14 protein-coding genes are annotated in these 12,556 nt (G+C 73.8%); 6 read left to right on the forward strand and 8 right to left on the reverse strand.

What is annotated here, in order from left to right:
* Positions 1-206: 206 nt before the first annotated feature.
* From WEB03_RS15335 to WEB03_RS15350, 4 genes are read right to left on the reverse strand one after another with little or no spacing between them, the layout of a single operon-like run.
* Entirely contained in the window at positions 207-1,352 is a 1,146-nt protein-coding gene (locus WEB03_RS15335; protein WP_368071791.1) for a CaiB/BaiF CoA transferase family protein, read from the reverse strand.
* Positions 1,353-1,404: 52 nt separating this feature from the next.
* The gene (locus tag WEB03_RS15340) at positions 1,405-2,127 is read right to left on the reverse strand and encodes an SDR family NAD(P)-dependent oxidoreductase (RefSeq protein WP_368071792.1); all 723 of its coding nucleotides are present in this window, start codon (positions 2,125-2,127) and stop codon (positions 1,405-1,407) included.
* Between the two features lie 44 nt (positions 2,128-2,171).
* Positions 2,172-3,872 (reverse strand): FAD-binding oxidoreductase, encoded by a 1,701-nt coding sequence (locus tag WEB03_RS15345; RefSeq protein ID WP_368071793.1) that lies wholly within the window; start codon positions 3,870-3,872, stop codon positions 2,172-2,174.
* Entirely contained in the window at positions 3,873-4,685 is an 813-nt protein-coding gene (locus WEB03_RS15350; protein WP_368071794.1) for an alpha/beta fold hydrolase, read from the reverse strand. It abuts the gene before it with no gap.
* A gap of 185 nt (positions 4,686-4,870) precedes the next feature.
* Between WEB03_RS15350 and WEB03_RS15355 the strand changes: the two genes are divergently transcribed.
* From WEB03_RS15355 to WEB03_RS15370, 4 genes are all read left to right on the forward strand, one after another.
* Positions 4,871-5,269, forward strand: a complete 399-nt coding sequence (locus WEB03_RS15355) for a hypothetical protein (protein ID WP_368071795.1) — start codon at positions 4,871-4,873, stop codon at positions 5,267-5,269.
* Positions 5,266-6,216 carry a sensor histidine kinase gene (locus WEB03_RS15360; protein WP_368071796.1) on the forward strand — a complete coding sequence of 317 codons (951 nt, stop codon included), beginning with the start codon at positions 5,266-5,268 and terminating at the stop codon, positions 6,214-6,216. Before WEB03_RS15355 ends, WEB03_RS15360 begins: the two co-directional genes overlap by 4 nt.
* A 107-nt stretch (positions 6,217-6,323) precedes the next feature.
* Complete coding sequence (locus WEB03_RS15365) at positions 6,324-6,803, forward strand: response regulator transcription factor (RefSeq protein WP_368071797.1); 480 nt, start codon at positions 6,324-6,326, stop codon at positions 6,801-6,803.
* Positions 6,804-6,883: 80 nt separating this feature from the next.
* Positions 6,884-7,621, forward strand: a complete 738-nt coding sequence (locus tag WEB03_RS15370; RefSeq protein ID WP_368071798.1) for a hypothetical protein — start codon at positions 6,884-6,886, stop codon at positions 7,619-7,621.
* Between the two features lie 26 nt (positions 7,622-7,647).
* On the opposite strand, the gene WEB03_RS15375 is transcribed toward WEB03_RS15370, so the two are convergent.
* Positions 7,648-8,412: an SDR family oxidoreductase gene (locus tag WEB03_RS15375; protein ID WP_368071799.1), complete on the reverse strand. Its 765-nt coding sequence runs from the start codon at positions 8,410-8,412 to the stop codon at positions 7,648-7,650.
* 46 nt (positions 8,413-8,458) lie between these two features.
* The gene (locus WEB03_RS15380) at positions 8,459-8,743 is read right to left on the reverse strand and encodes a 4a-hydroxytetrahydrobiopterin dehydratase (protein ID WP_368071800.1); all 285 of its coding nucleotides are present in this window, start codon (positions 8,741-8,743) and stop codon (positions 8,459-8,461) included.
* A gap of 96 nt (positions 8,744-8,839) precedes the next feature.
* Between WEB03_RS15380 and WEB03_RS15385 the strand changes: the two genes are divergently transcribed.
* Positions 8,840-9,457: an LON peptidase substrate-binding domain-containing protein gene (locus WEB03_RS15385; RefSeq protein ID WP_368071801.1), complete on the forward strand. Its 618-nt coding sequence runs from the start codon at positions 8,840-8,842 to the stop codon at positions 9,455-9,457.
* Between the two features lie 24 nt (positions 9,458-9,481).
* Here the strand turns inward: WEB03_RS15385 and WEB03_RS15390 are convergent, their stop codons facing one another.
* Positions 9,482-10,717 carry a hypothetical protein gene (locus WEB03_RS15390; protein ID WP_368071802.1) on the reverse strand — a complete coding sequence of 412 codons (1,236 nt, stop codon included), beginning with the start codon at positions 10,715-10,717 and terminating at the stop codon, positions 9,482-9,484.
* Between the two features lie 209 nt (positions 10,718-10,926).
* Between WEB03_RS15390 and WEB03_RS15395 the strand changes: the two genes are divergently transcribed.
* Entirely contained in the window at positions 10,927-11,634 is a 708-nt protein-coding gene (locus WEB03_RS15395) for an SOS response-associated peptidase (protein WP_368071803.1), read from the forward strand.
* A 3-nt stretch (positions 11,635-11,637) separates the two neighbouring features.
* Here WEB03_RS15395 and WEB03_RS15400 read toward each other — a convergent pair whose 3' ends face one another.
* The gene (locus tag WEB03_RS15400) at positions 11,638-12,549 is read right to left on the reverse strand and encodes an SAM-dependent methyltransferase (RefSeq protein ID WP_368071804.1); all 912 of its coding nucleotides are present in this window, start codon (positions 12,547-12,549) and stop codon (positions 11,638-11,640) included.
* Between the last annotated feature and the right edge of the window lie 7 nt (positions 12,550-12,556).

Consider the following 12,556-nt stretch of genomic DNA (forward strand, 5'->3'; position numbering starts at 1 on the left):
CCGACGGCGGGACGACCGACGGCGGGACGACCGACGGCGGGACGACCGACGGCGGGACGACCGACGGCGGCGGCACCGACGGCGGGACGACCGACGACGGCGGTGGCGGTGGCGGCGGTGGCGACGGCGACGGCACCGACGAGGAGCAGGCGGCGGCCTGAGGCCGCCCCTGCGCACCCGCGACGGCGTCGTCGCGGGTGCGGCCGTCAGCCGGCCACGATCCCCGCGTCCCGTAGCTCGGCGATCGCGTCCGCGTCGAGTCCGAGCTCGGTGAGCACGTCATCGGTGTCCGCACCGTGCGTGGGCGCCGGGCGCTCGACCGCCCCCGGCGTCCGCGAGAAGCGCGGAGCCGGCGCGGGCTGGGGCTGGCCGCCGACGTCGACGAACGCCTCGCGGGCGACGTTGTGCGGGTGCTTCGGCGCTTCGGCGAGGGACAGCACCGGGGCGACGCACGCATCGGTGCCGTCGAAGGTGGCGGCCCACTCGTCGCGCGTCCGGGTCGCGATGATCGCAGCGATGCGCCGCTTCTGGTCGGGCCAGCTCGCTCGATCCTGCTGCGGGAACTCGCTGGGGTCGACCCCGATCCCCTCGCAGAAGGCCAGGAAGAACTGCGGTTCGATGGCGCCGACGGCCAGGAACCGCCCGTCAGCGCAGGCGTAGGTGTCGTAGAACGGCGCGGCCCCGTCCAGCAGGTTCGACTCGCGCTCGTCGACCCACGCCCCCATCGCCAGCAGCCCGTGCAGGAACGCTGTCTGCGAGGCGGCACCGTCGACCATCGCGGTGTCGATCACCTGGCCCTCGCCCGAACGATCACGCTCGACGAGCGCCGCCAACACCCCGATGGCCAGGAACGTGCCGCCACCCCCGAAGTCAGCGAGGTAGTTCACCGGCGGCGGAGGAGGCTGGTCGGCGCGCCCCACGGTGTGCAGCGTGCCGGCGATCGCGGCGTACCCGATGTCGTGACCGGCGGTCGGCGCCAACGGACCGTCCTGGCCCCAACCGGTGGTGCGCGCGTAGACCAGACGGGGGTTGTCGGCCAGCAACTCGTCGGGGCCGAGCCCGAGGCGTTCCGCCACGCCGGGGCGCCAGCCCTCCACGAAGACGTCCGCCCGACGGACCAACTGGTGCACGAGGTCGCGCCCTTCGTCGGTCTTGAGGTCGACGGCGATCGAACGTCGGCCGCGTGACAGGCCGGCCATCGTGGCCTCGAAGCCGACCTTGACCTGACCACCGGAGGCGCGGTCGATACGGACCACGTCGGCACCGAGGTCGGCGAGCAGCATGACGCCGTACGGCGCAGGCCCCAGGGCCGACATCTCGACGACGCGGATCCCGGACAACGGACCGGACACGGACAGCTCCTCGCTGACGCGGCAGCTGCGCCGCGGATCGGGTGGGACGACGTCAGGCGTCGCGCAGGTCGGTGACGGGGCCGGCGCCCGGATCGTCGAGCCGTCGCCACAGCCGGGCGGCCACGTCGTCGGGATCGGCCAGTTCGCCGGAGGCGTGCAGGTCCCGGAAGCGGTCGACGTTCGGGAAGTCCGCCGCGTCGGTGGCCCGGATGGCCACCTGCATGTCCGTGGCGACCACACCTGGCGCGACGGCGAGGACGCGGACGGGCCGATCCGCCCCGTCCTGCTCGGCCGCGACGGTCCGCGCCCAGTGGTCGGTCGCGGCCTTGGCCGCCCCGTACGCCGACCACCCTGGGTACGCCGTCCGGGCCGCCCCCGACGAGATCAGCACCAGCTCGCGGCGCTCGGCCGGGTGGTCGACCAGCGCCGCGAGCAGGCGGTGACCGAGCACCTGCGGCGCGGCACCGTTGAGCAGGACGCTGCGGGTGTACCCGTCCGCATCGACCCGACCTGCCGGTCCGATCGGTTCGATCACCCCCGCGTTGAGCACGATGGTGATGCGGTCGACCTCGGCGGCACGGATGCGGTCGGCGAGCACGTCGGCCACGGTCGCCCACCCGCTCGGATCGGCGAGGTCCGCGGGGACGTGCTCGACGCCGGGCAGGTCGCAGCCACGACGACTCACGTCGATCCGGCTGGCGCCCTCCGGGGCGTGGGCGAGCAGGGCCCGCCCGATACCGGCGGACCCGCCGGTCACGATCACGAGCGAGGTCACAGCTGCGACCTTAGGTGCCGGTGCGGGCAGCTCCGAACCGGCCGTCAGCGTGCGGGGTCAGCCAGCGCAGCGGCGCCGACGCTCCCCGGCCGAGGGGCGAGCAGCACACCCGGGTTCAGGACCCCGCGCGGGTCGACGGCGTCCCGTGCGGCGGTGAACGCCGCGGCGAACGGGGCCGGACGTTGGCGGTCGTAGACCGGCCGGTGGTCGCGACCGACCGCGTGGTGGTGGGTCGCGGTGGCACCGAGCCGGTCCAACGCCTCGCCGACGGCGATCTTGACCTCGTCCCACGCCGCCGCGGCTGCGCGGCCCCGGGCGACGCGGTCGCGCGGGTCGGTCGCTGCCCACCGACCCGCCGGGCCCGGGGCGATCACCGTCAGGTAGGGCGCGATCCCGTCGACGTAGGCGTGGGTGGTGCGGACCGCGACCAACGCGTGACCGCACACCTCCTCGGCCGCACGCTGCGCCGTCTCGCGCAGGGTGGCGATGGTGTCGGCGGCACGGTCCCAGGTCGTCGCGGTCTCGAAGGTCTCCGCCACCGCGCCGAGCCGAGCCATGCCGTCACGCAGGTAGGGCGCCCGCAGGAAAGCGGAGCGCCACGCTCCGGCACCACCCTCGGCGGTGCCGGTCTGGTCGCCGTGGCGGGTGGTCGGACCGGCGACGACCTCGGCGCCGTGGTCGCGGAGCAGCGTCAGCGCGCGCTCGAGACGTGCGTCGAGCGGTGCTTCGGGGGCCTCGAAGCCGAGCACCAGGACCGTGCGGGTCGCTGCGGGGTCACCGGCACCGGACAGGGCAGCCTCGACGGGGTCGAGCAGCCGGCAGTTCGCGGGCTGCAGCCCGTCCTGCAGGAGCGCGCGGACCCCCGCCAGCGCCGCCGCTTCTGTGGCGAAGGCGACCGTGGCCTGTGCCCGGGATCGCGGTCGACGTTGGATGCGCACCCACGCCTCGGTGACCACCCCGAGGGTGCCCTCGCTGCCGAGCAGCACCCGATCCGGTGACGGGCCCGCGCCGGAGGCCGGCAGACGGCGCGAACTCCACAGGCCCGCGGGGGTGACCGCGGTGATGGACTCGACGAGGTCGTCGATGTGGGTCGGACCGGTGGCGAAGTGCCCGCCGGCGCGGGTGACGATCCAGCCGCCCAGGGTCGAGAACTCCCAGCTCTGCGGGAAGTGACGCAGGGTCCAGCCCTGGGGCCGGAGCTGGTCGGCGATGACCGGTCCGAGCGCGCCGCCCTGGATCCGCGCGGCGCCGGACACCTCGTCGACCTCGAGCACGCGGTCCAGACCGGTCAGGTCGAGGCTGACGGCCGGGCCGGGCGGCGGGGTGACCCCACCGACGACGGAGGTGCCGCCTCCGAACGGGACGCAGACCACCTCGGCCTCGCCGCACCAGTCGAGGACCCGAGCCACGTCGTCCCCGTCACGTGGCCGGACCACCACGTCGGGGACGGTCGGCACGTCGCCGTGCAGGGCACGGACGACGTCCCGGTAGGCGTTGCCGTGCCCGTGACGCAGCCGGTCCTCGCCGTCCACGCTGCCGAGCTCCGCGAGAGCAGCGGGCAGCTCGACACGCGGGGCCGGCAACGGGACGGAGCCTGGATCGACGGGGACGTCGGGCGCGCCCGGCCGGACGCCGAAGCGCGCCTCGAGGACCTGTCCGAGCCCGGTCACGGTGGCGTCGTCGAGCTGCTGGTCGGCGTAGCCCCACCCCCACCAGCTGCGGGCACGATCGTCGGGGCGAGCCACCTAGAGCTCCTCCAGGAACCGGCGGACACGGCGGGCGAAGCGGTCGCGTGCCTGTTCGGGCAGGCCGTGCCCGAGCCCGTCCCAGACCTCCGCGGTCGCTGCCGGCAGGGCCTCCGCGAGCTCGTGCGCGTGGTGCGGCCCGGTGATCTCGTCGCGCGCTCCGGCCAGGATCAGCGCGGGTGCGGTCACGGCGTCGAGCCGGTCGAGCGCGGCGTGCGCCAGGCACGCGTCGCTGAGAGCGAGGTGGCGGTCGCGCAGCTCGTCGGCGGGCGGCTCGACCGGCAGGACGCGCTGGGCCACGCGCCGTCGCAGCCGGTCGCTGCCGGTGTAGGAGCGATCGATGGCGTCGGCGAAGAACTCACGCCAGCGCCCGGCACGCACCATCACCTCCCAGCGCGAGAGCGCCTCCCGGAACCCGTCGTCGGCGCGCCCGACGGTGCAGGAGAGCACCAGCGCGGCGACCAGTTCGGGTCGGTCGGTGGCGAGGTGCTGGGCCACCATCGCCCCCATCGAGTGTCCGATGATGACGGCGGGGCGGTCGACGAGCTCCTCGAGCAGCGTCGCCGCGTCCAACGCGAGGGTCCGGGTCGTCAGCGTCGGGGTGGTCGGGACACGGTGCGAGACCACGTGGACCAGGTGCCCGGCGAGCAGGTCCTCGGGCGGGTCGGAGAGCTGCGCACGCGCACGGAGGTCGGTGATGGGCGCCAGACCGTCGGTCAACCCCGGTAGCAGCAGGAGGGGGCGACCGTCCGACGCCCCGAAGCTCATCCTCGGGACGCGGACGTCCCCGAGGGTGTGCCAGGTCAGGTCCACACGTCCGCCTCGCTGTCGGTCCCGGCCCGCCGGGGCGTCGCGGCCACCTGGACGGGCCAGGACCTTAGGCGCGGAGCTCACCCAGCGGTGCGGACCGCGCCCCGCACCGGTTACCGTCCCCCTGCGGGTGTCGACGCTCGGCGCCCGCAACGAGGAGACGGTTCACGGACGTGGAGGTCGGGACGGTGGGGGTGCGCACGTCACGGCTCGGGGCCGCCGAACTCGTCTGGGACGAGCAGACCCGTGAGGGTCTGCTGCACTTCGTGGACGAAGCGGCCGCAGCCGGGAGTCCCGAGGCCGAACAGCTGACCGGGGACTTCGAACGCTGGCTCGAGGATGCCCCCGCCGGTCGCTTCCGCCTCCTGGTCGACTGCACCGAGATCGCCTCGATCGATGCCGGTTGGCGTCAGGGGTGGGCCGACTTCTTCCTCGGGCACCGTGACGAAGCCGTGATCGCCTGGTTCAACGCCAGCCCCGAGGTGGCGCTGATCATCACCATGTTCCGCAAGGGGACAGGTGTCCGCGGCGAGGCCTTCGCCACCGAGCAGGAGGCGCGCGAGTACCTCGCCGCCAACAGCTCGTGAGCGCACGGGAGGAGGGGCAGCGCGAGATCGTCGGCGACGTCGGCCGCGTGCCGACACTCGACGACCTCATCGATGCGCTCTCGCGCGCCTCGGTGGGGCGCGATGTCCGGATCGCGGTCGACCCGACCCGCAGCGAGCCGTTCGCGGTGGTCGGCGCGGCCATCAACATCCTGCTCGAGGATCTGACGTTCCGGCAGCGGGAACGGGAGGAGGCCCTCCACCGGGTCGCCATCGCCGAGGCCAAGCGCGAGTTCCTGGCCTACCTCAGCCACGACATGCAGACCCCGCTCGCGATGCTGCTCGGAGCGCTCGACCTGCTCGATCCGGACGCGACCGTCGAGGAGGTCACCGCGACGGTCCCCCTGATGCGTCAGGCCGTGGGGACGCTGCAGCGGCTCGTGCAGCAGTTCCTCGACCTCGCACGGCTCGACGCCGATCGGCCGCTCGAGCTCACCAACGCGCCGATGGACCTACGCGTCCCGCTCGAACGCGCCACCACCCTGTTCGCCGACCGGGGCCGGATCGAGATCACCTACCCGGCCGAGCTGCCGATGGTCCACGGCGACGCCGGACGCGTCGAGCAGGTCGTGACCAACCTGCTCGCCAACGCCTTCAAGTACGCCCGCGACCCGGGGATCCACGTGGTCTCGCACACGGACACCGGCTGCGTCGACGTCACCATCGCCGACCGCGGCGAGGGGCTGTCGGAGCAGGACCTCGAGCACGTCTTCGGTCAGTTCGACCGCGGGGCGGCCTCGGCCCGGGCGGCGGGGACGGGTCTCGGGCTGTTCATCAGCCGCGCGCTCGCCGAGGCGATGGGTGGCTCGCTCTTCGGCACCAGCCGACCCGGCGAGGGCAGCCGCTTCACCCTGAGCCTGCCGGTCGTCGGCCGGGACGACGGGGAGACCGACCGAGCGTCCGAACCGGTCGGTAGGTCGTCCAGCTGAGTGGGGCCGGTGCGGTGGCCGTCGGCCGCGTACGCTGGTGGCCATCCGACCACCCCCACACACCGACCGTCGATGCGTCGGCGGAACTGGCTGCAGAGGGAACCCACGTGTCAGAACCCACCCCGGACCCCGTCCGCGTCGTCGTCGTCGACGACGAGCCCGGTATCCGCCGCATCCTCGAGCTGACCCTGCGTCGCTCCGGTCGGTACGAGGTCGTCGCGGAAGCCGGTGACGGAGAGGGCGCGCTCGAGGCCATCGCCGAGCACACCCCGGACGTGGTGCTGCTGGACCTGATGCTCGGGCCCGAGTGGGGCGTCGACCTGATCGCGCCGGTGCTCGCCCGCTCCCCCGGGACGATGGTCGCCATCCTGACCGCGCTGTCGGCCGAACGTGAGGAGGACGCCGCCCTCAGCGCCGGTGCGTTCGTGTACTACGAGAAGACGATGGTGGTGAACCTCGTCGAGTACCTCGACCGGGACCACGCGCTGTTCCGCCGCGCCCTCGACGGCGACGACGTCCTCGCTCCCTCGGCCCTGCAGCGGCGGTACGCCGGCGTGCCCTCCGGTGACCGGGACGCGTCCAGCTGAACACGGCACCGCACAGCTCCCCACCGGCCTCGTCGGGTGCCGGAGCCGGTGCGCTCGCAGCGCTGGTCGTCGCGGCGCTGGTGCTCGGCGCAGCCGCAGCCGCAGCGGTCCTGCTGGTCCCACGTGGTGGTGCACCTGCGACGCAGGCACCGGTCGGCGCATCGAGCGACGGGTACGCGGTCTGGGCCCGGAACGCCGACGGCACCCCCGTACGGTGGGACCCCTGCTCGCCGATCGTCATCGTCGCGTCCGAGGTCGGCTCCCCCGACGGGTACGCCCTCGAGGCGCTCACCACCGATCTCGAGCAGGCTGCATCGGTGCTCGCGGAGGCGTCCGGTCTCGACCTCGACGTCGTGGGCAGCAGCGACGAGGCCCCCGGTGCGGGGCGCTCGACGTTGGCCGCCGGTGACCGCTCCCGGTGGGCACCGATCCTGGTCGGCTGGCACCGACCCGGCCACGGCAGCCTGCCCCTCCGCGACGTCGACCGGGGTGTGGCCGTACCGGTCGCCGTCGGATCACCCGGCGAACGCGTCTACGTGACCGGCCAGATCGCGCTGAACCCGGACCGGACCGACCTCGTCCCCGGGTTCGACGATCGCGCCACCTCCTGGGGCTCGACGGTCACGCACGAGCTCGCCCACGTGCTCGGGCTGGCCCACGTCGACGATCCGGCCCAGCTGCTGCACACCTACCCCGGTGCGGGCCCGGTGGTCCTCGGCGGCGGGGACCGTGCGGGCCTCCGGGCGGTGGGGGCCGACCTCGACTGCCTCGACGTCCCCGAGCCGGTCGAGCTCGACGTGGCCGTTCCCACGCGCTGAGCCGAGACCCAGCGCGACGGAAGGCGTCAGCCGATCCGGACGTTCGAGGTCGCTCCGGTCACCCCGCCGTCGACCGGCAGGACCACACCGGTGATCCACGACGAGGCGTCGGACAGCAAGAACACCACCGACCGAGCGACGTCCTCGGGCGTGCCGAGCCGCTGCAGGGGGTGCGCCGCGGCGACGGCGTCCTCGTCCCAGCTCCAGAGCATCTCCGACAGCTTCGTGCGCACGATGGCGGCCGCGACCGCGTTCACCCGGACCCCCGGAGCGAGCTCGAGCGCCAGCTGGCGGGTCAGGTGGTGCACCGCGGCCTTGGAGACGTTGTAGGCACCGATGGCCAGGCTCGGCTGGAGCCCACCCACCGATCCGATCGACACGATCGCGCCACCGCGTTCCTGCATCGATGCGCGCCAGGCTTCGCGCGCCCAGACCAGCGGGGCGCGGAGGTTGACGTCCCAGGTCTTGTCGACCGCGCCCATCTCCACCTCGGTGATGGCGCCGGCGGCGGGGTTGGTGCCGGCGTTGTTGACCAGCAGGTCGCACGATCCGAACGCGTCGACCGCCGCAGCGACCGCCTCGACCGCGTGCGCCTCGTCGGTGACGTTGCCGACCACCGGCAGCACCCGGTCGCCGAGGTCGGCAGCGAGCGGTTCGAGCGTCTCGGCACGCCGACCGGTGATGACGACACCCTCGGCGCCGGCGTCGAGCAGCTCACGGACGATGGCCTCGCCGATCCCCCGGCTGGCACCGGTGACCAGCGCCACCTTCCCGTCGACCCGGACCTCCACGCGCGCTCCCTGCTTCGTCGGCGGCGCGGGACCCTAGCCGTGTGGATCAGACAGCGACCACCCCGTCGATCGCGCGAGCCAGCGAGACGTCCCGGTCGGTGATGCCGCCGACGTCGTGGCTGGTGAGCCGAACCTCCACCTTCGAGTACACGTTGGCCAGCTCGGGGTGGTGGTCGGCCGCCTCGGCGACGTCGGCGACGCGGACGATGAACGCGATCGCGTCGCGGAACGTCTCGAAGCGCAACTCGCGCACGATCGCGTCACCGTCCCGTTCCCAACCGCTGAGCTCGGCCAAGGCGTCGTCGACCGCACGGCCGTCCAGTCTGCTCACCGCTCGCGCTCCTCACTCGTCCGGATGGCGGACCCATCGGCGACCACCATAGGGTCGAACCTCGCGCGGAGGCGCTGCGATACGTCCGGAGATCGAGTGGCCGAGCTGCCGATGTTCCCCCTCGGGACCGTGCTGTACCCCCACATGGTCCTCCCCCTGCACGTCTTCGAGCCGCGGTACCGCGCGCTCGTCCACGACGTGCTCGCCGGTGACCACGAGTTCGGCGTCACCCTCATCACCCGGGGCCACGAGGTCGGCGGTGGGGACCAGCGGGCGGACATCGGGTCGGTCGCCCGGGTGCTCTCGGCCGAAGAGCTCGACGACGGCCGCTTCGTGCTGCTGAGCGTCGGTATCCGTCGCCTCCGGGTGGTCGAGTGGCTCTCCGACGATCCCTACCCACGCGCCCGGATCGAGGGGTTCTCGGACCCCGACGGCTCGACCGCGGCGTTGCCGGACGGGACCGAGAACCGGCTCCGGCGCGTCCTCGCGATGCACGCCGAGCTCGGCCGTGAGGGCGTGCCGGCGACCTTCGATCTGGAGGACGACCCGGCCGTCGCCAGCTGGCAGATCGCCGTCATCGCCCCGTTCACCCCCTACGACGCGCAGCGGGTGCTCGAAGCGCCGACCAGCCAGGACCGGGTGCAGCTGGTCGACGAGCTGCTGCGCGAACTCGAGCAGACCCTCGCCCTCGAGCTCCGCGCCGACGAGCCGTGACCCGCACGACCGGTCGCGCGGAGGTCAGGAGAGCGCGACCAGCTGGAGCAGGGCGCGGATCGCCAGCGGGAACACGATGGCCAGGGTGACGGCACCGAGGATGGATGCCAGCAGCCAGCGACCGATCCGCGGTCTGGTCGGTAGGTCGCCGACGTCGATGGTCGCCTCGAGCACGCCCGTCTCATCGAGGTCGGGGGCCCGGGTCGGTTCCCGCCGCGGGTCGTCGGTGGCGCGCCGCGTGGCGGTCGCTCCGACGGGCTCGGCCGTGGCGACCGCGGCCTCGGCGGTCATCGGTACCTCGTCCTCAGCCGTCTCGTCCACCGCCCTGCCGGCGAGCGCCGCGCGTTCGCTGGCCGCGAGCTCGGCCACCGACAGCGGGGCGGTGGCGTCGGGGTGGTCAGCGACCGGGACGGGGCGGGTGTGATCCGGGACGGGGCGGGTGTGATCCGGGACCGCGTCGTCGGGGATGTCCTGCCGGGACAGCTGCACGGTCCGGCCGGCAACGTCCCGATCGGCGTCCGCCCACCGCTCCCGCTCGGCTTCGGCTTCCCGCTCGCGTTCACGGCGTTCACGTTCGGCGCGCTCAGCGGCGGCCCGCTCCTCCTCTGCTCGGCGGGCCTCGGCGAGCCGACGCTGCTCATCCTCGCGGCGCTGGCGTTCGGTCGCCGCTGCAGCCTCGGCGCGTTCCGCGTCCTCCTGCCGGGCCGGCTCCTCGGCGAGCCGACGCTCGTCCTCGGCGAGGACCGTGGCGACCAGCTCGCGCGCACGCAGGCGGGACGCGGACTCCGGGGCTGGGTCGTCGGCGATCAGTTCCGCACCACCGGTGGAGGGCTCGCTCGACCCGTCGCGGTCCAGTGGCGCACCGGCCACGGCAGGTGGCGGATCGGGGGGTCCGGGAGGATCGGCGGTCCCTCGCTCGTCGGCGGCGAGGACCTCGGCGACGAGCGCACGGGCCCTGGCGCGACCCGAGTCCGGCGCGACCTCGACCGATAGTCCCTCGTCGACGGCGATCGCCGCCACCGCGTCCCTGACCAGCTCCTCGGCCCGCTCCTCGCTGCCGACGACGCCGAGCTCACCGGTGAGCTCCTCGAGCGCATCGTCGACGACGTCCCGGGCCACGTCCGAGGTCGGCCCGTCCGCAGCGGTGTCCGGCGCCGTCGTCCGGGCCTCGGTCGCGTCGCCGGGGGCCGCATCCTGGCTCGCGAGCACCTGCTCGACGATGCGGCGCGCCGCGGCGCGCGCGTCCTCGTCGGTGGCCACGGGAGATCCTCCTCGGCGGGGGCGGTGCCGTACGAGCGGCACCCGCGGAACGGTAGAGGTTCGCACGGTCGAGCACGTCACCCGGCACGCCTCACCGGGCGGCCGGCCACCCGTCCTCGTGGACAGGGTCCCGGACGGGTCGGGGCCCGTCCAGCGGGCGGCTCCGCGAGGGCAGTCGGCCGTGCAACGGCAGCGCTAGCGTCCCGGAGGTGTGCGGCCGCTACCTGTCCCTCAGCGACCCCGAGCAGCTCGCCGAGCGGTTCGAGGTCGACCAGGTGCGCACCGAACCGCTCCCCCAGCGTTGGAACGTCGCCCCGACGTTGGACGTGTACGCCGTCATCGAGCGGGAGGACACCCGGCGGCTCGGCACGATGCGGTGGGGGTTCGTCCCCCACTGGACGAAGCAGCTCAAGGGCGCTCGGACCCCGATCAACGCCCGGTTGGAGTCGGTCGCGACCTCGAAGATGTTCGCCAGCGCCTTCGAGCAACGGCGCTGCCTGCTGCCGGCCGACGGCTTCTACGAGTGGCAGGTGCGCGAGGACGGGACGAAGCAGCCGTACCACCTCCACGATCCGGAGGGAGTGCCGCTCGCCTTCGCGGGCGTGTGGACGGTCTGGCGCGACCCGGCTGCGGCGCCCGACCCGGACACGGGCGAGGTGCCGCCGGTGTTCTCCGCCGCGATCGTCACGACCGCCGCTCGCGGCGACCTGACACGCATCCACGAACGCGTGCCGCTGATCCTCCCCCGTCAGCTGTGGCAGGACTGGCTGACGGCGACACCTGACGACGCTCCCCACCTCGAGGCGGCGGTCCGCGCGCTCGGTCCACCCGACCTGGTCGCGGAACCGATCTCGACGCGGGTCAACAGCGTGCGCAACGACGGCCCCGAGCTCCTGGAGCCGGCGAACCCCGCCTGACGATCAGGTGGCGTCGAGGACGACGCAGGTCAGCTCGTGCTTGTTCTGGGACAGGTGGGACAGCTGGGCGCCGGGCAGGGCGGCGAAGCGCTCGGCCACACCGTGATCGGTCGCTCCCTGGAACTTGACCGTGCAGACGAGGTTGCGCACCCGACCCGAGCCGAGCCACCGCGTGACCAGGTCCAGCAGCCGTTCGGGGTAGGCGATGATGTCGCTGCACCACCAGTCGACGGGGTCGACGTCGGCCGGGTCGAGGCTGAACGCCGAGCCCCGCTGGAACGTCACGTTCGCGAGCCGGTCGACCTGGTCGGCGAGCGGGGCCCGGTCGACGGCGGTGACGTGGGCACCGTTGCGGGCGAGCAGCCAGCTCCAACCGCCGGGAGCCGCACCGAGGTCGAGGCAGCGCTCCCCCGGTCCCGGTTGGCGCCGTAGCCGCGCGAACGTCTCCCACAGCTTGAGGTAGGCGCGGCTCGGCGGACCGACCCGATCCTCGACGAACCTCGCCACGCCGTTCGGGAAGGGGCTCGAGCAGCTGGTGGCGGCCAGCACGAGGTCCCGCTCGAGCAGGGTCCAGGAACCGAGCGGCGCGTCGGGTGCGACCTGTCCCAGCTCGAGAGGCCGAGCGCTGACGTGGGGCAGCTTGTCGGCGATCAGCTGCGCCCGCCCGCGGTGTTCGGGCAGGTACGCCACCCAGTTGCGCTGCCGGTCACGCAGCTGCTCGGCGGCGTCGCCGATCGAGCCCACCGTGATCATCTCCGCATCCCACCAGGTGTTGGCTGCCCAGGCGGCGTGGACGGGCCGGCCCTCACTGACCCGGAGCCGGCCGTGGTGGAGACCGATGGGGACACCGGCTCGGCCGAGCTCCTCGTCGAGCTCCCGTTCGAAGCCCTCGGCGGCGAGGTAGGCGGTGGTCATCGCTGCG

It is taken from the genome of Nitriliruptor sp. (assembly GCF_040882075.1).
Lineage (GTDB): Bacteria > Actinomycetota > Nitriliruptoria > Nitriliruptorales > Nitriliruptoraceae > Nitriliruptor.

What these genes read in the sequence shown, in the direction of transcription:
- WEB03_RS15400 (WP_368071804.1), bottom strand. Translation starts at nt 12,549, where the DNA reads ATGACCACCGCCTACCTCGCCGCCGAGGGCTTCGAACGGGAGCTCGAC.